The organism is Enterobacter sp. BIDMC92 (assembly GCF_001030225.1).
Classification (GTDB): Bacteria; Pseudomonadota; Gammaproteobacteria; order Enterobacterales; family Enterobacteriaceae; genus Enterobacter; species Enterobacter sichuanensis.
Window position 1 is genome coordinate 2,442,783 of sequence record NZ_KQ087598.1, and the last position, 24,072, is coordinate 2,466,854.

Below are 24,072 nucleotides of genomic sequence, written 5' to 3' on the forward strand. Positions count from 1 at the left end.
TAATCCATTCATTCAGGTGGATTACACTTCATAGTGCGGCCTCGCTTTTTCCCCGCCGGACAACCTGAGGATGACAATCATGGGAAGCAAAAAGAAAACCAGTGTCGCTGTTGATGTCGAAATAAATACACCGCTTAAAAACAAAGAGTATGAAAAAGAGCTCCGCCGCCTGCACGTTGAATTGGTTAAGCTCCAGCAGTGGGTCGTCGCCAAAGGATTAAAAGTGTGTATCGTTTTTGAAGGTCGCGACGGCGCCGGTAAAGGCGGCACCATTAAAGCGATCACCGAGCGCGTCAGCCCTCGCGTATTTCGCGTAGTTGCCCTCCCAGCCCCGACGGAAAAAGAAAAAAGCCAGCTCTACTTCCAGCGCTATGTGCCGCATCTGCCTTCGGCAGGCGAGATCGTGATCTTCGATCGCAGCTGGTACAACCGTGCGGGCGTGGAGCGGGTCATGGGATTCTGCACGGAGGAACAGGTGGAGAAATTTTTGGACGGCACGCCGGTCATGGAAAAAGCGATGGTCGATGCCGGCATTATCCTCCTGAAATACTGGCTGGAGGTGACGCCGAAGGAGCAGGAGCGCCGCCTGCGCGACCGGATTAACGATGGTCGTAAGATCTGGAAGCTTTCGCCGATGGACATTAAGTCCTTTAACCTGTGGGACGAGTACACTCTCGCACGCGACGCCATGTTTGAAGCCACCGATACCGCCTGGGCGCCGTGGTTTGTGGCACGTTCAGAAGATAAAAAACGCGTGCGCCTGAATATTATTTCGCACCTGCTTTCGCAGATTCCGTATAAAGAACTGCACGTTGAAAAGGTCGATTTACCGAAACGTAAAATTGGTAAAGTGAAGCCAACGAAATATCCGTTCCGGTATGTGGAAGAGCGGTTTTGATATAACTGGAAGACGTCTCGCAGAATATAGATTACCAGGGGAAACGGTATTGTTTTTTGTTGGCTGCGGTTGATAATGGCCGCACCAACAAAGGAGGCAAAAATGAAACATACCGCAGAAACAAAACAGGGTCAGAACATCTCATCGCGCAAGCCCTGTTGTCATGCTGAACAAAGCGCTGCCAGACGACATCAGCTATCAGAAGAAGATGGTGCATTTATACGGGCAATGAATGAGTTTGTAGAGAAACATGGAACGATTACTGATGATGATTTTTTCAGGGTGCTTTAATGCTGAGACAATTCAACGTTTATCGTAATACGTCTGCCGCAACCCGGGACAGGCTTCCTTACTATATGCTTATTCAGGATGATTGCTATGATGACCTTGCCACACGTGTAATCGTACCTCTTGCCAGAAATAACAGACTACCGTTATGGCAGAGCCAATTGGCTCCTGGCGTTAATATCGATTTTGAAACGCTACTGATTTATTCGCCAATGATAACGAATATTAATAATCAAAAAATTAATCCTGAAAATTTTGTGTGCAATTTACATCACGCACGTCATGACGTTATAGCGGCAATCGATCGTTTACTCACTAACACATGACGTAAGGCCTGCAGGGTAGCGCAGCGCCGCCGGGCACAGCCGACGGCGCAGGTCTTACTTCAACCCTTCCGTACTTTCCTGTTTCGCTTCCAGCCGCTCCACATCACGATACCAGCGTGGGTGATGTTTCTGCGCCCAGCGACGACTCACCTTCCCTTCAATCATCCCTTTAATCGATCCTTTTACCCAGAACGCCATATACATATGGATCAGAATGGCATGAATCAGAATGATGGCTGACGTCGCGTGGATCAGCAGCGCGTAGCGCACCACCTGAATCGGGAAATACGGCGCGAAATAGGGCCGCCAGATCATTACCCCGGTCACCAGCAGCACAAAAATCATGCTCATGATGGTCCAGAACATCATTTTCTGCCCGGCATTGTATTTCCCCACTTTCGCGATGTGATGCTCGTTGCCCTTCAGGACTTCAACAATCCCTTTCACCCACGGAATGTCCTGCTTGTCCGGGATATTGTGATGAACAAAGCGCACGAACATAAACATCAGCACCACGAAAATCAGCCCCCCGAAGAACGGGTGCAGAATGCGCCCCATCTGCGGGGTACCGAAGGTTTCGGTTAGCCACTGCAGCGTCGGGAAGAAGAACGAAATCCCTGACACCGCCACCAGGAAGAAGCAGATCACAACCGTCCAGTGACAGGCGCGGTCGATAAACTTCGTGCGCACAATCATTTTCGACTTACTCATGATGCTCCTCCTCGTCATCCACCTCTTTGTTTGGCCCGATACCGATATAGTGATAGATCAACCCCGCAAAGGTGGCGATAAAGCCCGCCGCAGAGAGCGGTTTAAGCGCCCCTTTCCACAGGTTAATGGACGTATCGATAGCCGGATCCTTCGGCAGATTGTGGTAAAGCGCCGGCTGGTCGTTATGGTGCAGCACATACATCACGTGCGTACCGCCCACGCCCTGCGGGTTATAGATGCCCGCATTTTCATAGCCGCGTGCTTTCAGCTTATCCACCCGCGCCTGCGCCACATCCAGCATCTCCTTTTTGGTGCCAAAGTGAATGGCGCCGGTAGGACACGTCTTCACGCAGGCAGGCTCCTGTCCGACGCTGACCCGATCCACGCACAGGGTACATTTGTATACCCGGTTATCCTCTTTATTGAGTCGCGGCACATTGAACGGACAGCCCGCAATGCAATAGCCACAGCCGATGCAGTTGTCCTGCTGGAAGTCGACGATCCCGTTGGCGTACTGAATAATCGCCCCGGCGGACGGGCACGCCTTCAGGCAGCCCGGATCCTCACAGTGCATACAGCCGTCTTTACGGATCAACCACTCCAGCCTGCCGTTCTGTTCGGTTTCGCTAAAGCGCATCACCGTCCAGGACTTAGCGCTCAGATCCGCCGGGTTGTCATAAACCCCGACGCAGTGTCCCACCTCGTCGCGGATATCGTTCCACTCCGAACAGGCCACCTGGCAGGCCTTACAGCCCACGCAGGAGGAGACATCGATCAGCTTGGCGACCTCTGCCTTGTAATCCCGCGCGCGAGGCGCAGGGGTTATCGGGTTGGTCGCGGAGCGTTTAATCACGTCTTGTGTTTCCATCGCCATTTACTCGCTCCTTATGCTTTCTCGATGTTGACCAGAAACGCCTTGTACTCCGGCGTTTGCGAGTTGGCATCGCCGACGTTCGGCGTCAGGGTATTGGCGATGTAACCTTTCTGCGTCACCCCTTCAAAACCCCAGTGCAGCGGGATACCGACGGTTTCCACCTCTTGACCGTTCACGTTCAGCGTCTGCAGACGACGCGTCACCACCGCCACCGCGCGAATAAAGCCTCGCTTGCTGCTCACCTTCACCCGGTCGCCATTGGCGATCCCTTTCGCTTTCGCCAGCGTTTCGCTTATCTCCACAAACTGTTCCGGCTGTGCGATAGCATTGAGCCGCGCATGCTTGGTCCAGGTGTGGAAATGCTCGGTCAGGCGGTAGGTTGTCCCCACGTACGGGAATTTGTCCTTTTTGCCTAAGCGCAGCACATCGTCTTCGTAGATACGCACCACCGGGCTTGAGATGACGTTCGGGTGCAGCGGGTTCGTCCCCAGCGGCGTTTCCATCGGCTCGTAGTGCTCCGGGAATGGACCTTCCGCCAGTTTGTCGAGGGCAAACAGGCGCCCCAGCCCTTCCGGCTGCATGATAAATGGCCCGGTGTTGCTGCCCGGCGCGGCGGTGTTGTAGTCCGGGATATCATTCCCCGTCCACTTCGCCCCGTTCCACTCGATCAGCATGCGCTGCGGATCCCACGGCTTGCCGTTGATGTCTGTGGACGCACGGTTGTACAGCACCCGACGGTTCAGCGGCCACGCCCAGGCCCAGCCCAGCGTGTTCCCCAGCCCGGACGGGTCAGCGTTATCGCGGTTGGCCATCTGGTTACCTTGCTCCGTCCAGCTGCCGGCGTAGATCCAGCAAGAGGATGCCGTCGTCCCGTCGTCGCGCAGCAGTGCGAAGCTGTTCAACAGCTGGCCTTTTTTCGCCACCAGGGCGCCGTTGGCGTCATAAAGATCCGCCAGCGCCACGCCGTTGTTCTCTTTCGCGACCTCTTCGGACTCAGGGCGATCCGGCTGCTTGTAGCTCCAGCTCATCTTCAGCAGCGGTTCAGCGCCTTTGCCGCCTTCGGTGCGGTACATCTCGCGCAGGCGATGGTAAATCCCGGCCAGGATCTCGCCGTCGTTACGTGCTTCACCCGGCGCATCCTGACCTTTCCAGTGCCATTGCAGCCAGCGACCGGAGTTGGCGATGGAGCCGTCCTCCTCCGCAAAACAGGTGGACGGCAGGCGGAACACTTCGGTCTGAATCGACGCCGGATCGACATCGTTCGCTTCCCCGTGGTTCTGCCAGAAGGTGGAGGTTTCTGTGACCAGCGGATCGATAACCACCATGTACTTCAGCTTGCTCAGGCTGCGAACCACTTTGTTTTTGTCCGGGAACGAGGCCACCGGGTTAAAGCCCTGGCAGATGTACCCCGTGACGTCGCCTTTATCCATCATGTTGAAATACTTGATGACGTCGTAAGCCTGGTCCCACTTCGGTAACCACTCAAAGCCCCAGTTGTTCTCTTTCTGCGCCGCATCGCCGTAGAAGGATTTCATCAGGCTGACGTAGAACTTCGGATAGTTGCTCCAGTAGTTCACCTGGTCCGGCAGCGTCGCTTTTGGCGTGTTCGCCGCCAGGTACGTTTGCAGATCCGCCTGCTTTTCAGACGGCAGCGTCAGGTAGCCTGGCAGGCTGGTGGAGAGCAGGCCAAGGTCGGTCAGGCCCTGAATATTGGAGTGACCGCGCAGGGCATTCACGCCGCCGCCCGCCATGCCCATATTGCCGAGCAGCAGCTGGATCATCGCCATGGTGCGGATGTTCTGCGCGCCAACGGTATGCTGCGTCCAGCCCAGCGCATACAGGAACGTGGTGGTTCTGTCTGCGGCACTGGTGGAGGCCAGCACATCACACACTTTCAGGAAATCTGCTTTCGGCGTGCCGCAGATGTTCTCAACCACGTCCGGCGTGTAGCGTGACACGTGCTGTTTCAGCAGGTTCCAAACGCAGCGCGGATGCGTCAGCGTTTCATCGCGCATCGCGTAGCCGTTTTCATCAAACTGATAGTTCCAGGAGGACTTATCGTACTGGCGTTTTTCGGCGTCATAGCCGCTAAACAGGCCGTCCTCAAAGGCAAAATCATCCCGCACCAGCAGGTTCGCGTTGGTGTAGTGCTTAACGTATTCCGAGTTAATTTTGTTGTTTTCTATCAGGTACCGCAGAACGCCAGAGAGGAACGTAATGTCTGTCCCGGAGCGAATCGGCGCATAGATATCCGCCACCGATGCCGTACGCGTAAAGCGCGGATCGACGACGATAAGCGTCGCATCGTTGTTATTTTTCGCTTCCATCGCCCAGCGGAAGCCCACCGGATGAGCCTCAGCGGCGTTTCCGCCCATCACCACCACGACGTTTGCGTTTTTGATATCAACCCAGTGGTTGGTCATAGCACCGCGACCAAATGTTGGAGCAAGACTTGCTACCGTTGGTCCGTGTCAGACGCGCGCCTGGTTGTCTACCGCCAGCATGCCCAGAGAGCGTACAAATTTTTGCGTCAGCATGCCGGTTTCATTACTTGCCGCAGAGGCACACAGCATGCCGGTCGAAAGCCAGCGGTTGACCGTCACGCCCTGCGCGTTCTTTTCAATAAAGTTGGCGTCGCGGTCGGCTTTCATTAATCTGGCAATTCGGGAGAAAGCCTCATCCCAGGAGATACGCTGCCATTTGTCAGAACCCGGCGCGCGGTATTCCGGGTAGCGCAGGCGGTTGTCGCTGTGAACGTAGTCCAGCAGCCCCGCCCCTTTCGGGCACAGCGCCCCGCGGCTCACCGGATGGTCCGGGTCCCCTTCAATGTGGTAAATCGCTTCTCTGGCGTTCTTCGCGCCATCACCCAGGCTATACATTAAAAGCCCACAACCCACGGAGCAGTATGTGCAGGTGTTACGGATCTCTTTTGCGCGCAGCAGCTTATAGTTGCGTGCCTGAGCCAGTGCCATTTTGGGAGCAAACCCCAGCATAGCGGCTGTTGTTCCGGCCATACCGCCCGCGCAGATTTTGAAAAATTGTCTGCGGCTGACGTCCATTGTTGTCCTCGTTATCTGATAAGACTTCGTGGCGCAAACTAACAGCAAAGCCCCTGATTTTTTTGCGTCAAATCAAGGTCGCCTGTCTTCACCCCCTTAATAGTCACTGCCGTTACGGTTAAATACCTCTTTTTGATTAACGGCTTAAGAGAATAATTCGCGACAGCGTCAGGATGAATGCGCTACATTTTCCCTTTGTTTTTTAGTAATGGCGAAGTCATGGACAGAAAGAGAGCAACGCTTATTGGGCTGGCGGCAATACTGTTATGGAGCACCATGGTCGGCCTTATTCGCAGCGTGAGCGAAGGGCTGGGGCCGGTAGGCGGTGCGGCGATGATATACACCCTCAGCGGATTACTGTGTCTGGTGACGGTAGGATTTCCTGATATCAGACGATTTTCGTCCCGGTACCTTATTGCGGGCAGCGTTCTGTTTGTCAGCTACGAAATATGTCTGGCGCTGTCGCTGGGCTATGCCGCCACGCGATCGCAGGCCATTGAGGTCGGCATGGTCAATTACCTCTGGCCAAGCCTGACCATTGTTTTCGCTATTTTGTTCAACGGACAAAAATCCACCCTGTGGGTGATCCCGGGGTTAGCCATCTCATTGCTGGGAGTCTGCTGGGTATTAGGCGGTGAACAGGGATTACACCTTGATGAAATAACCCGCAATATCATCTCCAGCCCGCTGAGCTATGCGCTGGCATTTGCCGGGGCATTTATCTGGGCGGCCTACTGTACCGTTACGCGTAAATTTGCGCAGGGGCAAAACGGTATCACGCTGTTTGTGTTGCTGACCGCACTGAGTCTGTGGGTGAAATATGCCCTGAGTGAACAGCCCGATATGGTATTCACCCTTCCGGTGGTGGTGAAACTTGTGATGTGCGGGGTTGCCCTTGGTCTGGGTTATGCCGCCTGGAATATTGGCATTCTTCACGGGAATGTCACGATACTGGCCGCCATTTCCTATTTTACCCCGGTCCTTTCAGCCGCGCTTGCCGCCGCCGTGCTGAGTTCGCCCCTCTCATTCTCCTTCTGGCAAGGCGCGCTGATGGTCTGCGCCGGGTCATTACTCTGCTGGTACGCGACAAAAAAATAATGTCGATTTTGCTGTCGGGTTATATTCAGCCCGACAACAAATTATTAACATAATCTTAATATCAACACGCCAGAATTCTCTTCAGGACACCCGGACAGGTATTTATATTCTGTTTATATTATCGCCCTTTCGTAAATACACGTTGTCTGTAATTGACACAAATTGACACCGCTGCGTGATTAGTTCCTTGCAAATACTCACCTTTTTAATAGCACGAAGTGCAATAGTATGTTTCTGTGTATTTCCGCTAACACCTCGGAAATGCCGTAGATTTAGAGCCATAAGACAAGGCTAACAGCGTCTCCATGTGCTGTTTTTGCAAGATAAAGAACGAAAATATCGATAATTACCGTATTTTATAAAACCGCGACGAAACTATACTGACCGCAATAAAACTCCCTGAAAATTGCGCAAATACCCACCGATTCATTCAATATCACGGTCATTAATCCGATCTCGATCACACTAACTGAAATTATTGCTAATAATTTGAAACTTATTATTGAAAGGCGACTACAAGATTTTTAAAAATAACATGCCATTGACGATCAGCCTCGTTTAGAAATCGTTCAAAGTGGCTCAGGAAATACTGAAGAAAATTATAAGGAATATTTAAGATGAAACTTAAATTAGTTGCAGTGGCAGTGACTTCCATGTTGGCAGCAGGCGTTGTAAACGCGGCTGAAGTTTATAACAAAGACGGTAACAAGCTGGATCTGTACGGTAAAGTGACAGGTCTGCACTATTTCTCTGACGATAGCGATAACGACGGCGACAAAACTTACGTTCGTCTGGGCTTCAAAGGCGAAACTCAGATCAACGATCAGCTGACCGGTTACGGCCAGTGGGAATATGAGTTCAAAGGCAACCGTTCTGAATCTCAGGGCTCTGACGGCAACAAAACCCGTCTGGCCTTCGCAGGTCTGAAATTCAACGAATTCGGTTCTTTCGACTACGGTCGTAACTACGGTGTTGCTTACGACATCGGCGCATGGACTGACGTTCTGCCAGAGTTCGGTGGCGATACCTGGACTCAGACTGATGGCTTTATGACTGGCCGTACGACTGGCGTTGCAACCTACCGTAACACCGACTTCTTCGGTCTGGTTGACGGTCTGAACGTTGCCGCTCAGTACCAGGGTAAAAACGACCGTAATGACATCACCGAAGCGAACGGTGACGGCTGGGGTCTGTCTTCTACCTATGAAATGGACGGCTTCGGTGTGGGTGCAACCTACGCGAAATCTGACCGTACTGACCGTCAGGTTGCTGCAGGTCGCGTTGCAAACACCGTTAACGCTGGCGGTGAAAACGCAGAAGTATGGGCTGCTGGCCTGAAATACGATGCGAACAACATCTACCTGGCAACCACCTACTCTGAAACCCGCAACATGACCAACTTCGGTGATGGTTATATCGCGAACAAAGCACAGAACTTTGAAGTTGTTGCTCAGTACCAGTTCGACTTCGGCCTGCGTCCATCCATCGCTTACCTGAAATCCAAAGGTAAAGACCTGGGTTCATACGGCGACCAGGATCTGGTTGAATACGTTGACGTTGGCGCGAGCTACTACTTCAACAAAAACATGTCTACCTATGTTGATTACAAAATCAACCTGGTTGACGACAACAGCTTCACCAAAGCAACTGGCGTAGCGACCGATAACATCGTCGCTGTAGGTCTGACCTACCAGTTCTAAGATATGCCACGCCAGAAAGCCAGCCCATGTGGCTGGCTTTTTTTATACGGATTTCTGGCGTCAAAAAGGAGTACGCCATGCATATTTTCAAAGGACGCTGCTTGTGCGGAATGAGTCAATTCAGCGTGAGCCTCAACAATTTCGACGTGGTCGCCTGCCACTGTACGCAATGCCAGAAGTGGTCCGGGGGGATCGCCATGTATGTGGAGGCGTCGGGCCAGCCGCTTGTCGAGCAGGACTCCATCGCCCCTTCTCATTTCAGTTCATCGGATCGTGGGGAGCGCGGGTTTTGCCCCGGCTGCGGCTGCCCACTGTGGTTCAAACTGACTTCAGCTTCGCGCTATTTCATTCCCTGGACACTGCTTGAGATGAGCGAAGATGAGCGACGTCGGCTGGTGCTGGCAGCAGAAATCTATACCGAAACCCAACCGGCGTTTTTTGGTCTGACCGGGCAATACGCGCGCTACACCGGCGCAGAAATTGAAGCGCTGGATAAACACTGCCTGCTTACGCTGTAACAGGATGAACACCGGCTTCCCGACGAAGCCAGTTTTGCAGCAGCTTACCGTCCTCGGTCATCTCTGAATCTGAACGCACGCAGAGGTAATAGTCGCGCCCGTCATCAATGGGTAAGTCAAGGATCTTCACCAGTTCACCGCTCTCAAGATACGGTGCAATCAGGGGTTCACGCATTAACGCGCAACCCAGCCCGGCCTGCACGCCCGCCAGCGTCAACAGCCCGTCCTCGAACAGAGGGCCGCTGCGCCGGAGAGGACGTTTTACCCCCTGCAACTGAAACCACTGCGGCCAGCTGGTTCGCTCCTCATCGTGCAGCAGTGGCATTTGCAGCAGCTGTTCAGGCGTGTCGATATGGCCGTGGATGCGCAAAAATGCGCGGCTGCACACCGGTACCATCTGTCCGGAAATCAGCTTTTCACTCTGATAACCCGCCCACTGACCGTTGCCAAAACGAATCGACATATCCGACGCATCGCTCAGATAGTTGCGATGGTTGGCATACACCACGTTAATTTCGGTTTGCGGATTGGCGCGCATAAAAGCGGGCAACCGCGGAATAAACCACCCCATACCAAAAAGCGGGATCAGGCTGATAGTGACCTGTCGCGTTTGCGCCTGCTCTGCCAGGTGCTCCGTCGCCTGACGCAACACGTTAAAGGCCGCCCGGATTGAACGGTAATATTCACGTCCGTGCTGACTTAACACCAGCCTGCGCCCCTGACGCTCCGTCAGCGGCATTTGCAGATACCCTTCGAGCACCCTGAGCTGATGGCTCACGGCTGACGGTGAGATCGCCAGCTCCTGCGCGGCCAGCGTGACGCTGCCCAGCCGGGCGATGGCTTCAAACGCGCGCACAGCCCGAAGCGGCGGGTCGTTCGCCAGACGACTTTCTGCATACGCCGGGAGAACGGCCAACTGTTCTGTTTTATTCATATGTTGATTTCTTTACGCTTTTCTGCCGAAAGCAGGGATTTACTATATTTATATAAATCATACAGATAACGCAATACCGGTTTATCATAAGAAATAATATATGTGTATTTTACAATTTAATTCATTTATCGGAAGGTAGCCGCAGAAAGAGCACTTTGCGGGTACAGACGTTGGACACACTCATACAACAATTGATCAACGGTGTGATGCTGGGAAGCATTTACGCGCTGATCGCGCTGGGCTATACCATGGTGTATGGCATTTTGCGCATTATTAACTTTGCTCACGGCGATATTCTGATGGTCGGTGCGCTCACCACGCTCTCCGCCATTAACGCCCTGAATGCCACCTTCCCTCATATGCCGCTGCTGCTGCAGCTTGGCCTGGCTCTGGCGATTGCCATGGTCGTCTGCGCCCTTCTGGCCATGGCCGTGGAACGTTTTGCCTATCGCCGACTGCGCAATGCCCCGCGCCTGGCGCCGCTGATCTCCGGTATCGGCGTCTCGGTCCTGCTGCAAACCGTGGCAATGATTATCTGGACGCGCAACCCATTAATGTTCCCGCAGATCCTGCCCATGGACCCCATTGCCGTTACCTCGGGAAGCGAACTGCATCCGCCTGCGATTGTGACCGTCACCGGCATTGTCACCGTGGCGCTGGCGCTTGCAGTGATGACCGGGCTGTGGCTGCTGGTGGAATACACTCGCCTGGGTCGTGGCATGCGCGCCGTGGCGGAAAACCCGCGCGTGGCCACGCTGATGGGGGTTAACCCAAATGCCATTATCACCCTGACGTTCGCCATTGGTGGCGCGTTTGCCGCGCTGGCCGGCGTGATGATGGCCAGCAACTACGGTAACGCCAGCTTCTCGATGGGCTTTTTACCCGGAATCAAAGCCTTCACCGCCGCCGTACTGGGGGGCATTGGTAACATTCGTGGCGCCATGATTGGCGGGATCCTGCTCGGCATTATCGAAGCGCTGGGCGCGGGCTATCTGGGTGAGCTGACCCACGGCGTGTTTGGCAGCAATTACCAGGATGTCTTTGCGTTTATCGTGCTGATCCTGGTGCTGGTCTTCCGTCCGGCAGGCCTGCTGGGCGAGCGCGTGGCAAACAGAGCGTAAGGGGCATTATGACAACTCTTCAACTCCAGGCTCCGGCGACCTCGCGCAAGTTCTGGTCCGGCATGACGTTATTCTGCCTCGCGCTGCTGATTACGCCCGTGGTGGCCACGCAGCTCGGCGGCAACTACTGGGTGCGCGTTATCGACTTCGCCCTGCTCTACATCATGCTGGCGCTGGGGCTCAACATTGTGGTCGGCTACACCGGCCTGCTGGACATGGGCTTTATCGCCTTTTACGCGGTCGGGGCCTACCTCGCGGCGCTGATGGCGTCGCCACACTTGCTGGCGGTGTTCCCGATCCTCGGAGTCTGGTTCCCGGACGGGCTGCATACCTCTTACCTGCTCATTATTCCGCTGGCCGCGCTGGTTGCGGCAGTCTGCGGCATTTTACTGGGTGCCCCCACGCTGAAGCTGCGTGGCGACTATCTGGCGATAGTGACCCTCGGCTTTGGGGAGATTATCCGCATCCTGATGCGTAACCTCGATCGTCCGGTGAACATCACTAACGGTGCAAAGGGCATTACCGGGGTGGACACGCTGAACCTGTTCGGCCTGAAGTTCAGCGGCGTATACCACTGGTTCGGCGTCAAGGTGCCCGCGCTTTGGCTGTGGTACTACCTGCTGATGCTGGTGATTGTGGCGATCATTTTCGTCTGCCTGCGTCTGCAGCATTCCCGTATCGGCCGCGCCTGGCACGCCATCCGTGAAGATGAAGATGTGGCCCGCGCGATGGGGATCAACGTGCGTAACTATAAGCTGCTGGCCTTTGCGATGGGCGCCTCTTTTGGCGGCGTGGCGGGCGCACTGTTCGGCGCGTTTCAGGGCTTTGTCTCCCCGGAGTCCTTCACGTTGCAGGAATCCATCGCCGTGCTGGCGATGGTGGTGCTGGGCGGGATGGGACACATTCCGGGGGTGATCCTCGGCGCGATACTGCTCACCGCCCTGCCGGAACTGCTGCGCAGCCAGGCGGCTCCGGTGCAGCAGGCGCTGTTCGGTACGGTGCTGATAGACCCGGAAGTATTGCGTCAGCTGTTCTACGGCCTGGCACTGGTGCTGGTGATGCTGGTGCGTCCTGCCGGCATCTGGCCGGTGCGCCACAAGGAGTTAAAGGCATGAGTCTGTTAACCGTTCGCAACATGTCAAAACGCTTCGGCGGGTTGACGGCCGTGGATGATGTTTCAATCACCGTGGACAAGGGCGAGATCTATGGTCTGATCGGCCCCAACGGGGCCGGGAAAACCACCTGCTTTAACCTGATCACCGGGCTGTATCCGGCGGACAGCGGTGAGTTTTCGATTGCCGGTAAGCCCTATTTCCCGAAGCACATTGAGAAAGTCACTGCCGCCGGAATTGCGCGCACCTTCCAGAACGTGCGCCTCTTTAACGATATGTCGGTGCTGGAAAACGTGATGGTGGGCCGCCACGTGCGCACCCGTAACGGTCTGTGGGCCGCCCTGAGCCGCCACAAGCGCGCCCGCGCGGAAGAGCGGCAGACCCGCGAGCAGGCGTGGCACTGGCTGGACTATACCGGCATTGCGCAGTTCGCCCACTATCGCGCCTGCGATCTGGCCTATGGTCACCAGCGCCGTCTTGAAATCGCCCGCGCGCTGGCAACGGATCCGCTTCTGCTGGCGCTGGATGAGCCCGCCGCCGGGATGAACGCGGCGGAAAAAGTGGCCCTCGGCGAGCTGCTCATCCGCATCCGCGATGACGGCAAAACCCTTTTGATGATTGAGCATGACGTCAAGCTGGTGATGAATATCTGCGATCGTCTGACGGTGCTGGATTACGGCAAAACGCTTGCCTGCGGCACGCCGGAAAGCGTGCGCCGCGACCCTCTTGTGATCGCCGCCTGGCTTGGAGGTAGCGCCCATGTCTGAACTCCTGAAAGTCGAAGGTCTGGACGTGCATTACGGCGGTATTCAGGCCGTACGCGGCGTCTCCTTTACCCTGCACGAGGGTGAACAGGCTACGCTCATCGGCGCTAACGGCGCAGGGAAAAGTTCCACCGTGCGCGCCATTACCGGGCTGGAACACTTTGGCGGCAGCATTGAATTCAACGGTAAAGCGGTACGCAAACAGCGCCCTGACACCTTGCTGCGCGACGGGCTGGTGATGGTCCCGGAGGGCCGCGGGATCTTCTCCCGCATGACGGTTCTGGAAAATCTGCAGATGGGGGCTTGGCTCAGACGTGACACCGTCACGGTAAAGCAGGAGATAGCGGCGATTTTCGAGCGTTTCCCCCGTCTTGGCGAACGACAGCACCAGCTCGCCGGGCTGCTTTCCGGCGGTGAACAACAGCTGCTGGCCCTGAACCGCGCCCTGCTCAGCCAGCCGCGCCTGCTGATCCTCGACGAACCGTCGATGGGCCTTGCCCCGAAGATGGTGGAGAACATTTTTGCGGTTATCGCCAGTCTGCGCGAGCGCGGGGTTGCCCTGCTGCTGATCGAACAAAACGCCCGCCTGGCGCTGGAAGTGACCGACAGCGCGTGGGTGATGGACAGCGGCAGCATCGTTCATCATGGCGAATCGAAAGCGCTGCTTAATGACGACCAGATTGCACAGATTTATTTGGGCGAAATGCCCGTTTAACAACACCAGCCAACACCAGGGAAATACAATGAAAACAGTAAAAATCAGTGCGCTAAGCGCCGCTATTCTGCTCGGTGGGTTCGCCTCAACGGCCACCAGAGCCGCTGAGGGTGAAACCGTGGTTATCGGTCTGGCGGGCCCGCTCACCGGCCCGTCTGCCCGTATCGGTAAAGATCTGGAGAATGGCGCGCAGCTGGCGATCGATGACATCAACAAACAGCACCCGACCATCGGCGGCAAAGCGGTGACCTTCACACTGCAGTCTGAAGACGATCAGTCCGACCCGCGCACCGCCGTGGCCGTGGCGCAGCGTCTGGTGGACAGCGGCGTGGCGGGCGTGGTCGGCCACTGGAACACCGGTACCAGCATTCCGGCGGCCCGCGTCTATCATGATGCCGGCATTGCACAAGTGGCACCGGTCGCGACCGGTCATGCCTATACACAACAGGGTTTTGATACCAGCTTCCGCGTGATGGGTCACGACGACGACGGTGGCCAGCTTGCCGGACAGTACGCGGTGAACACCCTGAAAGCCAAACGCATTGCGGTGATCGACGACCGTACCGCCTTTGGTCAGGGTCTGGCAGACCAGTTTATTAAATCGCTTGAAGCACAGGGCGTGAAGATTGTCGATCGTCAGTACGTGGATGACAAAACGGTCGATTTCAGCGCCGTACTGACTGCCATTCGCAGTAAAAATGCCGATCTGATCTTCTTCGGCGGCGTCGACAGCCAGGCCGCACCGCTGGCGCGCCGCATCAAACAGCTGGGCATGAACGCCACGCTGATGGGCGCAGGCGGATTCGTCAGCCAGACGTTCCTGCAGCTGGCACAAAAAGAGGGAGAAGGCGTGGTCGCCCTGGAGCCGGGTCTGCCCGTTGACCAGATGCCGGGTGGTAAAGCGTTCGAGCAGGCGTATCAGTCCCGCTACCACACCCATATCGAACTGCACGCCCCGTTCGCCTATGACGCCACCCGCGTGCTGGTGGCGGCGATGGAAAAAGCAGACTCCGTTGATCCTTCCGCGTATCTGCCTGCCCTGCGTGCCATAAGCTACGCTGGCGTCACCGGCCAGATTGCGTTTGATAACGAAGGCAACCTGAAATCGCCGTCGTTCACGGTCTACAAGGTTGTCGACGGCAAATGGCAGCCGCAGACCGTGCTGGGCGGCGCAAAAGCGAAGTAACGCAGCGAGGCAATGTGATGAGTGATAATAACGAGCTGGGCATTCTCGCCCGCCGCAAAATTGAAGCCGAAATTATTAAGCCAATTTATGAAATCCTGGTGCGCGAGATAGGGAAAACCCGCGCCCAGGCGGTGATTGGCGAGGCCATTGAGCAGGCCGCGATTGACGCTGGCAAAGCGTTTGCCAGCAAAGAGCCCAACGGCACGGACGTGAAGAGCTTTATCGCTCTGCAGTATCTGTGGGAAAAAGATAACGCCCTCGAGGTGAAGGTGATCGACGCCGACGACCAGCAGTACAACTACAACGTGACCCGCTGCCGCTACGCGGAGATGTATCACGAGATGGGGCTGGGCGAAATTGGTCACCTGCTCTCCTGCGCGCGCGATGAAAAATTCATCGTCGGCTATGCCCCGGACGTGAAGCTGACCCGCACCACCACCATCATGCAGGGCGGCGCATGCTGTGATTTCCGCTACCGCAGCACTAAGGACAAGCCATGATCCGCGTCAACGCCGAACGGCTCTGGTCAACGCTTGCGATGATGGCGCAGATCGGCGGGACGCCCGCCGGTGGCGTGACCCGTCTGGCGCTGAGCGAGGAAGATCGTATTGCGCGTAACCTGCTGCGCGACTGGGCGCTGGACGCCGGATTTACCTGCGACGTCGACCGCATGGGCAACATGTTTATCCGCCGTGCGGGGAAAAACCGCGAGCTTGCGCCGGTCATGACCGGATCGCACGTGGATACCCAGCCGCTCGGCGGCAACTACGACGGGGTTTACGGCGTGCTGGCCGGGCTGGAGCTGCTGCGCACCCTCAATGATCATCGCATTGAGACGGAGCGTGACATTGTGCTGGTGAACTGGACCAACGAAGAAGGTGCCCGCTTTGCGCCAGCTATGCTCGCCTCAGGCGTCTGGACCGGCCAGCTTACCGAGGCATTTGCTTACGCCCGAATGGACAGCAAACGCGTGACCGTTCGCGAGGCGCTGGAAGAGATTGGCTATCGTGGAGACATACCGGCCTGCGCGTTTCCGGTTCACGCCTGCTATGAGCTGCATATCGAACAGGGCCCGATTCTGGAAGATGAAGGACTGGATATCGGGCTCGTCCGCGCCGCCATGGGCCAGCGCTGGTTTACCCTGACGCTGGACGGATTTGCCGCCCACGCCGGAACGACGCCAATGCACAGCCGTCGCGACGCGCTGACCGCCTTCGCGGAGCTGGCGCTGAAGGTGGAAGAGATTGGCTATCGGCATGCGCCAGACGGACGCGCGACGATCGGTATGGCGCAGGTTACGCCGAACTCGCGCAACGTTGTGCCCTCTCGTGTGGTATGCAGCGTGGAGTTTCGCCATCCTTCGCAGGCGGCACTGGAAGCCATGGAAGCGGCGCTGCATAAAGTGGCTGAAAGCCTCACCCTGCGCGGCGTGACGGCTGCCGTTGAGCGCATTTTTGATTATGCGCCGATTGCGTTTGATGCCACATGCCTGGCGCGTACGGAGAAGGCGGCGGCCGAACTGGGCTATTCGTCGAAACCGATGGTCTCTGGCGCGGGGCACGACACCTGCTATGTCAGTAAAGTCGCGCCTGCCAGCATGATTTTCATCCCCTGCGTGAAAGGCATCAGCCATAACGAAGCAGAGAGGATCCTGCCGGAATGGTCAGAGAAAGGGGCAAACGTGCTGCTGCACAGCGTGCTGGCCTCCGCACAGGAAAAATAAGCCGGGTGCTTACCCGGCTTACGAAACCGCCCGCACGCCCGGTAAGCGCAGCGCCACCGGGTGTGTTTCAGGACTTCGGCACCTTCGCCAGGCTAAACCAGATCCCAACGGCCAGCAACAACAGCATGCCTCCCGCACTGCCCAGCGCCACGCTGTGCGAGGTGATAAACGCGCTTTTTGCCGCCTCAATCACCGATTCTGCCAGAGGCGTCGTCAGCTCCTGCGCCACCTTCATCGCTTCACCAATAGACGACGCGGCTTTATCGACCAGAGAAGCGTGCAGCCCCTCCGGTAGCTCAATCGACGCCGAGAAGCTGCGGGTCAACAGCAGGCCAAAAATGGCGATCCCCAGCCCGGCCCCCAGCTCATAGGACATGGTTTCAATCGCCCCTGCGGCAGCGGCCTTCTCTTTCGGCGCGGCAGCCATAATGGCGGAGGTCGAGGCCAGCAGCGCGCTGGCGGCGCTGAAGCCGAGCAGCACCATCAGCCCCCACGCCTGCCACTGCTGCGTGCTGAAGTCGAGCATCGACAGGCCGATAAAGCTGACGGCGCTGAGCCCCATACCGCCAGCCGCGACGATGCGCAGCCCTAAACGCCCGACCAGGAAACCTGCTATCGGTCCGCTGAATCCGCTGGCGACCATCACCGGCAGCATGAACATCCCCGCTTCAAACGGCGTGAAGCCGTGAACAAACTGCAGCTCCTGAGCCATCAACAGCTCAAACCCGACCAGGGCAATCATGGCGGTCATCGCCATCACCACGCCGCTCAGAATGATGCGGTGGCAGAACAGGCGCATGTCGATCATTGGCACGCGGGCGCGAAGCTGAATACGCACGAAGACAAACAGCAGCACCGAGCCAGCAACCAGCGCACTCGCAACCAGCCACGGCGAGAGCACACCTTTAAGCGCGGTTTTGGCGCTGTAGACCAGCAGCAAAATCGCCACAATCAGCATGATGGCATGGCTAATATTGAGGGGTTGCTCCGGACGCCCCTGCTGACGGGGTACAAAACGCGCCGCCAGCGAAACCACCACCAGCACGATCGGGACGTTGATCAGGAATACCGATCCCCAGTAAAAATGCTCAAGCAGCATGCCGCCGATCAGCGGACCGAACGCCGCGCCACCGGACCCCACCGCCGCCCAGACGCCAAGCGCAATGTTACGATCACGCGCATCGACAAACAGCGTACGGATCCCGGCAAGCGTAGCCGGAATGATCATCGCCGCACCGATGGCCAGCGAGGCGCGGGCCGCAATCAGCCACCCTGCCGACGGGGCAAACGCGGCCGCCAGGGACGACAGGCCAAACAGCGCACTGCCCATCATCAGCAGGCGTTTAAAACCAATCCGATCGCCCAGGGCGCCCATCGGCAGCACCATTCCCGCCATCACCAGCGAGTAAATATCGATAATCCACAGCAATTCATTGCCGCTGGCGCCCAGCGTCATGCTCAATGTCGGCGCCGCCACGTGCAGCACCGTCGCGTCAATCGCCACCGGGATATACACCAGCACGATAATCACTAACGCTAACCACTGACCAAACATAAATTTCCTTTTCATTGCAAATATGGACACATGTCCAGAATGCGATCCTACGGAAAGTTGAACGTGTGTCCAGCTTTTTGTTACACTCGTTTCGTTCCCATTGAGAGTGAGTCAACATGCGATATCTGAGCAAGGATGAACGGCGGGAAGCCATCTTACAGGCCGCCATGCGCGTGGCGCTGGCTGAAGGACTGACGGCCATGACGGTACGCCGCATTGCGGCTGAAGTCGGGGTCGCGACCGGACAGGTTCACCATCATTTTACCTCCGGTGGGGAGCTAAAATCGCTGGCCTTCGTTCGGCTGATCCGTGCGTTACTGGATGCCGACGTGGTGGGTGAAAACGCCAGCTGGCGGGAGCGGCTGCACGCTATGCTCGGCAGCGATGATGGCGGGTTTGAGCCCTATATTCGCCTGTGGCGGGAAGCGCAGCTCCTGGCCAGCCGCGACGCTGACATTAAAAGCGCCTATGTGATGACCATGGAGATGTGGCATCAGGAGACCGTGGCGATTATCCGCGCCGGGGCGGAGGCCAACGCGTTTACGCTTACCGATCGGGCGGAAAATATTGCCTGGCGGTTGATCGGGCTGGTGTGTGGTCTTGACGGGATGTATGTCCTGAATATGCCTGAGATGGATGACGCGGCATTTAATCAGCATCTCGACAAGCTGATCTCCCTCGAATTGGGTTAATACTCCTGAAGGACGGGCTGGGCAACCTGGGCGCGTGATGCCGCTGATCGCCGATGATTTTGTCGGGTGGCGGCTACGCCTTACCCGACCTACGTTCCGGTTCCTCCAGACCCGGTAAGGCGTAGCCGCCACCGGGCTGAAATCAACTTATTGAACCTCCGGTGAGCAGAGAGAGAATAAATAACAGCAACAACACCGCGACGATCAGCCCGAACGCAAGCAGCACAGCATGAAAGGTAAGCGTTAGCCCTGAGAATAGAAGTGCCCCAGAGATACCCCAACGGCTCTCCTTGCACATTCCTCCGATGAACGAAAGTCCCAGTGCCACAACAGCGAGAATAATCCCGGCGTTAAGAAGAATGCTGTCAATATCAACCTTCGTTTTTTCGGTTCGGGCAGCAGGACGCTCTCCCTTTAGCCCCGCAATTACCCCTTGTTTTACAGCCGACACTTTCTCAGCAACAATAACTTCAAGCGCTGGCGGCTTCGGAGAAAACGGTCCGAATGAAAACTGAACGATTGAGAGAATGAGTGCAATTCCCCCCAGAAACATTCCCAATGAACTGAATTTATTTCGTAATACGATTTCCATATCAACATGCCTTCGAGTAATGCCGCCGCGTGGACTGTAGGCCCGGTAAGGCGTAGCCGCCACCGGGCGATTAATACTGCAGCATGCCGTGCTGCATCAGGAAACCCCACCACGGTATGCCGAGGAACATATGGACTAAAAACGTGCCCAGCGCCACGATTGTGCCGATTGTCCACCATGACTTAATGTCGTTATAGCCGGAGGCGAAGATAATTGGCCCTGCCGCGCCACCATAGTGGGTGATACAGCCACCATACGAGTTGGAAAACAGAATGGCAAGCGCCAGCAGTACGGGCGCCGTGCCGGTGACCAAACCCACGGTGGCGAAGACCGGCACCATGGCCGCCACGTAGGCCCCGCCGGAGGCAAAGAAATAGCGAACCAGTACGCTGAGAAACACGATAATCACGATGGTCATATTACCGGCGCTGAGGAAATCCAGATGCGCTGACAGGAAATCAGCCAGCCAGCGGAAAAAGCCCTCTTTGCTCAGGGTGGCGCTCAGACCAATGATGCCTCCGTACCACATCAGGGTATTCCAGCCACCTTTATTTTTCTGAACATCACTCCAGCCGATAATATTAAACAGCAGTGCCGCCCCCATCGCGATAATGGCGACAGCGGATTCATTCAGTCCAAGATGGCGAGAAAAGATCCAACCCAGTAACGCGGCGATAAAAATCACCACCAGCCCTTTCTCTTTGAGACTCATCGCCCCCAGGCTTTTCAGCCCATCAGTCGCAATCGCGACATTATCAATCTTTTTAATTTCCGGCGAGGCGACGCGGTAACAAATATAGGGAATAATACACAGCATCAATAATCCCAGCGGGGCACCCGCCAGCATCCAACCGATCCAACTAATATGAATATGGAATATGTCGGAAATAAGCTGTAGCGCTAATGCGTTCCCGGCAAAACCGGTTAAAAACATATAGCTAGTCGTTTTAGTCACCATATAGACATTGACCATTAAATAACGTCCGGCCTTGCGCGGTGACTCTTGTGGTGTTGACCCCAGTACGGTCGCGATACTGTTAATAATAGGGAAAACCACCCCACCTGCCCGCGCGGTATTTGAGGGCGTGGCGGGTGCCAGCACCAAATCCAGCAAGGCGGTTACATAGCCCAGTCTCAGCGTCGTGCTGCCAAATTTCAGGATAAACCAGTAGGCAAGCCGTTTCCCCAGACCGGTGGTGACAAACGCCGCGCTAAGGGTAAAGGCGCTGAACACCAGCCAGGTGGTGCCGGAGGCGTATCCGCTCAGAACGTCCATGGATTTCACGGGAGAATCGGGGAATTTGGTCACGGTAAAACAGGTTAATGCGACCGCGACCAGCATGATGACAGGTTCAGGATAGGGTTTAATTACCAGCCCTACGATTGCGGAAAGATAAATGCCTGCCAGGATCCACGCCTCTTTGGTTAATCCATCAGGCGGAGGAATAAATATTGATAATAATATAATAATGGCAAGTAAGATTGTTTTTAAAACATTGGATTTAAGCATATCTCACCCATGAGAAAAGGGTCCCTGAATAGCAGAGACCATTCCTGCGAGAGGTCTCTGCCGGCTAAATAATATTTATCAAACAAATAATAAAGAATTACACGGTAACAATCTGGATATTATCACCTTTTGTGGTTTGATATTCAGCCAGGGTGTCAAAACTGAGATAACGATAGATATTTTCATGCGTGTCATGAAGTTTATCGGTATAGCGAAAATACTCGTCAACGGTGGGCATTTTACCCAGGATGGCCGCAACAGTACTTAATTCAGCCGATGCCAGGAAAACTTTGGCATTTGTTCCCAGTCGATGCGGGAAATTTCGGGTGGACGTTGATACCACGTGACTCCCTTCGCGCACCCTCGCCTGGTTCCCCATACAGAGTGAACAGCCCGCGGGCTCAATGCGCGCGCCCGATTGAATAAACTGATTAAAATAGCCTTCACGAGAGAGTTGTTGGGCATCCATTTTTGTCGGCGGAGCGAGCCACAAACGCGCCTGACTTTCGCTGGCCTCGGCCATGATTGTCCCGGCCGCGCGGAAATGGCCGATATTGGTCATACAGGAGCCAATAAAGACCTCTTCTATCGGCGTGCTGGCCACCTCAGAAAGCAGGCGGGCATCATCCGGATCGTCCGGCGCGCAGACCACCGGTTCGGTGATCTCATTGAGGTCAATCTCAATGACGGCCGCGTATTCCGCATCTGGATCGGCGCAGAGCAGCGACGGGTTAGCCAGCCAGGCCTCAATCTCCGCGATACGACGTTCAAGCGTGGCGGCGTTTTCGTACCCCTGCTGAACCATCCAGCGCAGCAGAGCCGCATTGGAGCGCAGGTATTGCGCCACCTTCTCTTCCGCCAGGCGCATCACGCAGGCGGCAGCGGACCGTTCAGCCGACGCGTCGGCCAGTTCAAACGCCTGCTCTGCACTTAATGCTTCCAGCCCCTCGATTTCGAGGATTCGGCCCGAGAAAACATTGCGCTTATTCTTTTTCTCGACCGTCAGCAGCCCCTGTTTTCTGGCATACAGCGGAATAGCGTGAACAAGATCGCGCAGGGTGATGCCTTTTTGCATCTCACCTTTAAAGCGAACCAGCACCGATTCCGGCATATCCAGCGGCATAATGCCCGTTGCCGCGGCGAACGCCACCAGTCCGGAGCCGCCCGGGAAGGAGATCCCCAGCGGGAAACGGGTATGGGAATCAGCACCGGTGCCTACCGTATCCGGCAGCAGCATGCGGTTTAACCAGGAGTGGATAATGCCGTCACCCGGTTTGAGCGCCACCCCGTTACGGTGGGTGATAAACTGCGGCAGCGTTTCATGCAGCCGAACATCCACCGGCTTTGGATACGCAGAGGTGTGGCAAAAAGACTGCATCACCAGATCGGCTGAAAACGTCAGGCACGCCAGATCGGTCAGCTCATCACGCGTCATCCCGCCGGTGGTATCCTGTGAACCGACTGTCGAAATCTTTGGCTCGCAATATTGCCCGGGACGGATCCCCGCGACGCCGCAGGCTTTACCGACCATCTTCTGGGCCAGCGTAAAACCGGCGGTGGAAGGCGCAGGTGCCGCAGGCTGGCGGAAGACCTCAGAAGGCGCAAGCTTCAGCGATTCCCGCGCTTTCGCCGTCAGGCTGCGTCCGATAATCAACGGGATCCGCCCGCCGGCACGCACTTCATCCAGCAGCACCTCGGTTTTAAGCGTAAAGGTCGTCACCAGACGCTGACTTTCGGTCTCACGAATTTCGCCTTTCCAGGGATAAAGATCGATCAGCATCCCGGTCGTCAGCGTGGAGACATCCATCTCTACCGGCAAGGCACCGGAATCTTCGAGCGTATTAAAGAAAATGGGGGCGATCTTGCCGCCAAACACAAACCCGCCGTTGCGTTTATTCGGCACGAAAGGAATATCGTTCCCGATGTGCCATAAGATGGAGTTGGTGGCGGATTTACGTGACGATCCGGTTCCCACAACGTCGCCAACATAGACCAGCGGCCAGCCAGCCGCTTTTAATTCTGCCAGCTGGCGCAACGGCCCGCGCGCGCCGGGTTCATCAGGCTCAACCCCTTCCCGGGCGTTACTGAGCATGGAGAGCGCATGCAGCGGAATATCCGGCCGTGACCATGCCTCCGGTGCCGGAGACAAATCGTCAGTATTGGTCTCACCGGGCACCTTAAATACCTGCAGGGTGATTTTTTCAGCCATCGCCGGGCGGCGGGTAAACCATTCGGCATTGGCCCACGCGTGAAGCACCGCTTTCGCATGGACGTTACCGGCCATCGCTTTGGCTTCAACCTGGCTGAATTTTTCAAAAATGAGGATGGTTGTTGAGAGCTGCTGTGCGGCCAGCGGCGCCAGGTCCGGATGGTCAAGCAGCGCAATCAGCGGCTGGACATTATAACCGCCCTGCATGGTACCCAGCAGCGTGGTGGCCGCTTCGGTAGAGAGACCGTTAACACGGTAGTCCTGCAACGCCACCTTAAATAAAAACTCGGCTTTTAACTTTGCCGCAGGATCGACACCCGGTGGGACGCAGTGGGTTAATAAATCGATTAATTGCGGGTGATGTGTCGGCGCATCGTGAAGTAAACGCTGGATCAGCACCGCTGTCTGTTCCGCTGTTAACGGTTTCGCCGGAATGCCCACCTCCTGGCGGACTTTCCGGTGCTGAGTGTAATCATCTAACATAGGT

The 24,072-nt window shown here is 56.1% G+C and carries 22 protein-coding genes; 14 read left to right on the forward strand and 8 right to left on the reverse strand.

Annotated elements, in window-relative coordinates:
- Positions 1-79: 79 nt before the first annotated feature.
- The 3 genes from ppk2 to SP99_RS11455 all read left to right on the forward strand — a co-directional run bounded on the left by ppk2 (position 80) and on the right by SP99_RS11455 (position 1,512).
- The gene (ppk2, locus tag SP99_RS11445; protein ID WP_047958664.1) at positions 80-898 is read left to right on the forward strand and encodes a polyphosphate kinase 2; all 819 of its coding nucleotides are present in this window, start codon (positions 80-82) and stop codon (positions 896-898) included.
- Between the two features lie 102 nt (positions 899-1,000).
- Positions 1,001-1,189, forward strand: coding sequence for a type II toxin-antitoxin system CcdA family antitoxin (locus SP99_RS11450; protein WP_047958665.1), 189 nt, complete (start codon positions 1,001-1,003; stop codon positions 1,187-1,189).
- A complete protein-coding gene (locus SP99_RS11455; RefSeq protein ID WP_047958666.1) occupies positions 1,189-1,512 on the forward strand; it encodes a CcdB family protein in 324 nt (107 codons plus the stop codon). Before SP99_RS11450 ends, SP99_RS11455 begins: the two co-directional genes overlap by 1 nt.
- Before the next feature lie 54 nt (positions 1,513-1,566).
- Here the strand turns inward: SP99_RS11455 and fdnI are convergent, their stop codons facing one another.
- The 3 genes from fdnI to fdnG are packed head-to-tail and all read right to left on the reverse strand — an operon-like array spanning position 1,567 to position 6,156.
- The gene (fdnI, locus tag SP99_RS11460) at positions 1,567-2,223 is read right to left on the reverse strand and encodes a formate dehydrogenase-N subunit gamma (RefSeq protein ID WP_047958667.1); all 657 of its coding nucleotides are present in this window, start codon (positions 2,221-2,223) and stop codon (positions 1,567-1,569) included.
- Complete coding sequence (gene fdxH, locus SP99_RS11465; protein ID WP_025758872.1) at positions 2,216-3,097, reverse strand: formate dehydrogenase subunit beta; 882 nt, start codon at positions 3,095-3,097, stop codon at positions 2,216-2,218. Before fdxH ends, fdnI begins: the two co-directional genes overlap by 8 nt.
- A gap of 11 nt (positions 3,098-3,108) precedes the next feature.
- On the reverse strand, positions 3,109-6,156 hold the full coding sequence (gene fdnG, locus SP99_RS11470; RefSeq protein ID WP_156167798.1) for a formate dehydrogenase-N subunit alpha: 3,048 nt from the start codon (positions 6,154-6,156) through the stop codon (positions 3,109-3,111).
- A gap of 219 nt (positions 6,157-6,375) precedes the next feature.
- Here fdnG and yddG point away from each other — a divergent pair, with 219 nt between their 5' ends.
- The 3 genes from yddG (at position 6,376) to SP99_RS11490 (ending at position 9,472) form a co-directional block, all read left to right on the forward strand.
- Complete coding sequence (yddG, locus tag SP99_RS11480) at positions 6,376-7,254, forward strand: aromatic amino acid DMT transporter YddG (protein ID WP_047959810.1); 879 nt, start codon at positions 6,376-6,378, stop codon at positions 7,252-7,254.
- A 617-nt stretch (positions 7,255-7,871) separates the two neighbouring features.
- On the forward strand, positions 7,872-8,954 hold the full coding sequence (gene ompC / locus SP99_RS11485) for a porin OmpC (RefSeq protein ID WP_025758877.1): 1,083 nt from the start codon (positions 7,872-7,874) through the stop codon (positions 8,952-8,954).
- Between the two features lie 77 nt (positions 8,955-9,031).
- Positions 9,032-9,472: a GFA family protein gene (locus SP99_RS11490; protein ID WP_025758878.1), complete on the forward strand. Its 441-nt coding sequence runs from the start codon at positions 9,032-9,034 to the stop codon at positions 9,470-9,472.
- Here SP99_RS11490 and SP99_RS11495 read toward each other — a convergent pair.
- A complete protein-coding gene (locus SP99_RS11495) occupies positions 9,462-10,406 on the reverse strand; it encodes a LysR substrate-binding domain-containing protein (protein ID WP_025758879.1) in 945 nt (314 codons plus the stop codon). The two genes, SP99_RS11490 and SP99_RS11495, sit on opposite strands and share 11 nt — an antisense overlap.
- A 170-nt stretch (positions 10,407-10,576) precedes the next feature.
- Between SP99_RS11495 and SP99_RS11500 the strand changes: the two genes are divergently transcribed.
- From SP99_RS11500 to SP99_RS11530, 7 genes are read left to right on the forward strand one after another with little or no spacing between them, the layout of a single operon-like run.
- Positions 10,577-11,527: a branched-chain amino acid ABC transporter permease gene (locus SP99_RS11500; RefSeq protein ID WP_025758880.1), complete on the forward strand. Its 951-nt coding sequence runs from the start codon at positions 10,577-10,579 to the stop codon at positions 11,525-11,527.
- Positions 11,528-11,535: 8 nt separating this feature from the next.
- Positions 11,536-12,642 carry a branched-chain amino acid ABC transporter permease gene (locus tag SP99_RS11505; RefSeq protein WP_047958669.1) on the forward strand — a complete coding sequence of 369 codons (1,107 nt, stop codon included), beginning with the start codon at positions 11,536-11,538 and terminating at the stop codon, positions 12,640-12,642.
- A complete protein-coding gene (locus SP99_RS11510) occupies positions 12,639-13,406 on the forward strand; it encodes an ABC transporter ATP-binding protein (protein WP_047958670.1) in 768 nt (255 codons plus the stop codon). The genes SP99_RS11505 and SP99_RS11510 overlap by 4 nt, the downstream gene beginning before the upstream one ends.
- Positions 13,399-14,118 (forward strand): ABC transporter ATP-binding protein, encoded by a 720-nt coding sequence (locus SP99_RS11515; RefSeq protein WP_047958671.1) that lies wholly within the window; start codon positions 13,399-13,401, stop codon positions 14,116-14,118. Before SP99_RS11510 ends, SP99_RS11515 begins: the two co-directional genes overlap by 8 nt.
- A 28-nt stretch (positions 14,119-14,146) precedes the next feature.
- A complete protein-coding gene (locus tag SP99_RS11520; protein ID WP_047958672.1) occupies positions 14,147-15,304 on the forward strand; it encodes a branched-chain amino acid ABC transporter substrate-binding protein in 1,158 nt (385 codons plus the stop codon).
- Between the two features lie 17 nt (positions 15,305-15,321).
- Positions 15,322-15,804, forward strand: a complete 483-nt coding sequence (locus SP99_RS11525; protein WP_047958673.1) for an L-2-amino-thiazoline-4-carboxylic acid hydrolase — start codon at positions 15,322-15,324, stop codon at positions 15,802-15,804.
- Positions 15,801-17,027, forward strand: coding sequence for a Zn-dependent hydrolase (locus tag SP99_RS11530; protein ID WP_047958674.1), 1,227 nt, complete (start codon positions 15,801-15,803; stop codon positions 17,025-17,027). The genes SP99_RS11525 and SP99_RS11530 overlap by 4 nt, the downstream gene beginning before the upstream one ends.
- 67 nt (positions 17,028-17,094) lie before the next feature.
- Here SP99_RS11530 and SP99_RS11535 read toward each other — a convergent pair whose 3' ends face one another.
- Positions 17,095-18,582, reverse strand: a complete 1,488-nt coding sequence (locus SP99_RS11535) for an MFS transporter (protein ID WP_047958675.1) — start codon at positions 18,580-18,582, stop codon at positions 17,095-17,097.
- Between the two features lie 116 nt (positions 18,583-18,698).
- Between SP99_RS11535 and SP99_RS11540 the strand changes: the two genes are divergently transcribed.
- Positions 18,699-19,274, forward strand: a complete 576-nt coding sequence (locus SP99_RS11540) for a TetR family transcriptional regulator (RefSeq protein ID WP_047958676.1) — start codon at positions 18,699-18,701, stop codon at positions 19,272-19,274.
- Positions 19,275-19,416: 142 nt separating this feature from the next.
- On the opposite strand, the gene SP99_RS11545 is transcribed toward SP99_RS11540, so the two are convergent.
- The 3 genes from SP99_RS11545 to acnB form a co-directional block, all read right to left on the reverse strand.
- On the reverse strand, positions 19,417-19,866 hold the full coding sequence (locus SP99_RS11545) for a hypothetical protein (protein ID WP_047958677.1): 450 nt from the start codon (positions 19,864-19,866) through the stop codon (positions 19,417-19,419).
- A 70-nt stretch (positions 19,867-19,936) separates the two neighbouring features.
- Positions 19,937-21,376 carry an anion permease gene (locus tag SP99_RS11550; RefSeq protein WP_025758891.1) on the reverse strand — a complete coding sequence of 480 codons (1,440 nt, stop codon included), beginning with the start codon at positions 21,374-21,376 and terminating at the stop codon, positions 19,937-19,939.
- A 97-nt stretch (positions 21,377-21,473) separates the two neighbouring features.
- Positions 21,474-24,068, reverse strand: coding sequence for a bifunctional aconitate hydratase 2/2-methylisocitrate dehydratase (acnB, locus tag SP99_RS11555; RefSeq protein WP_047958678.1), 2,595 nt, complete (start codon positions 24,066-24,068; stop codon positions 21,474-21,476).
- Between the last annotated feature and the right edge of the window lie 4 nt (positions 24,069-24,072).

Excerpts from the sequence above, each read along its gene's own strand:
- SP99_RS11455 (WP_047958666.1), top strand. The coding sequence starts at position 1,189 with ATGCTGAGACAATTCAACGTTTATCGTAATACGTCTGCCGCAACCCGG.
- SP99_RS11515 (WP_047958671.1), top strand. The coding sequence starts at position 13,399 with ATGTCTGAACTCCTGAAAGTCGAAGGTCTGGACGTGCATTACGGCGGT.
- SP99_RS11530 (WP_047958674.1), top strand. The coding sequence starts at position 15,801 with ATGATCCGCGTCAACGCCGAACGGCTCTGGTCAACGCTTGCGATGATG.
- SP99_RS11495 (WP_025758879.1), bottom strand. The coding sequence starts at position 10,406 with ATGAATAAAACAGAACAGTTGGCCGTTCTCCCGGCGTATGCAGAAAGT.
- SP99_RS11540 (WP_047958676.1), top strand. The coding sequence starts at position 18,699 with ATGCGATATCTGAGCAAGGATGAACGGCGGGAAGCCATCTTACAGGCC.
- yddG (WP_047959810.1), top strand. The coding sequence starts at position 6,376 with ATGGACAGAAAGAGAGCAACGCTTATTGGGCTGGCGGCAATACTGTTA.
- SP99_RS11490 (WP_025758878.1), top strand. The coding sequence starts at position 9,032 with ATGCATATTTTCAAAGGACGCTGCTTGTGCGGAATGAGTCAATTCAGC.
- SP99_RS11510 (WP_047958670.1), top strand. The coding sequence starts at position 12,639 with ATGAGTCTGTTAACCGTTCGCAACATGTCAAAACGCTTCGGCGGGTTG.
- fdnI (WP_047958667.1), bottom strand. The coding sequence starts at position 2,223 with ATGAGTAAGTCGAAAATGATTGTGCGCACGAAGTTTATCGACCGCGCC.
- fdxH (WP_025758872.1), bottom strand. The coding sequence starts at position 3,097 with ATGGCGATGGAAACACAAGACGTGATTAAACGCTCCGCGACCAACCCG.
- SP99_RS11520 (WP_047958672.1), top strand. The coding sequence starts at position 14,147 with ATGAAAACAGTAAAAATCAGTGCGCTAAGCGCCGCTATTCTGCTCGGT.
- SP99_RS11450 (WP_047958665.1), top strand. The coding sequence starts at position 1,001 with ATGAAACATACCGCAGAAACAAAACAGGGTCAGAACATCTCATCGCGC.
- SP99_RS11545 (WP_047958677.1), bottom strand. The coding sequence starts at position 19,866 with ATGGAAATCGTATTACGAAATAAATTCAGTTCATTGGGAATGTTTCTG.
- SP99_RS11525 (WP_047958673.1), top strand. The coding sequence starts at position 15,322 with ATGAGTGATAATAACGAGCTGGGCATTCTCGCCCGCCGCAAAATTGAA.
- acnB (WP_047958678.1), bottom strand. The coding sequence starts at position 24,068 with ATGTTAGATGATTACACTCAGCACCGGAAAGTCCGCCAGGAGGTGGGC.
- ppk2 (WP_047958664.1), top strand. The coding sequence starts at position 80 with ATGGGAAGCAAAAAGAAAACCAGTGTCGCTGTTGATGTCGAAATAAAT.
- SP99_RS11535 (WP_047958675.1), bottom strand. The coding sequence starts at position 18,582 with ATGTTTGGTCAGTGGTTAGCGTTAGTGATTATCGTGCTGGTGTATATC.
- ompC (WP_025758877.1), top strand. The coding sequence starts at position 7,872 with ATGAAACTTAAATTAGTTGCAGTGGCAGTGACTTCCATGTTGGCAGCA.
- SP99_RS11550 (WP_025758891.1), bottom strand. The coding sequence starts at position 21,376 with ATGCTTAAATCCAATGTTTTAAAAACAATCTTACTTGCCATTATTATA.
- SP99_RS11505 (WP_047958669.1), top strand. The coding sequence starts at position 11,536 with ATGACAACTCTTCAACTCCAGGCTCCGGCGACCTCGCGCAAGTTCTGG.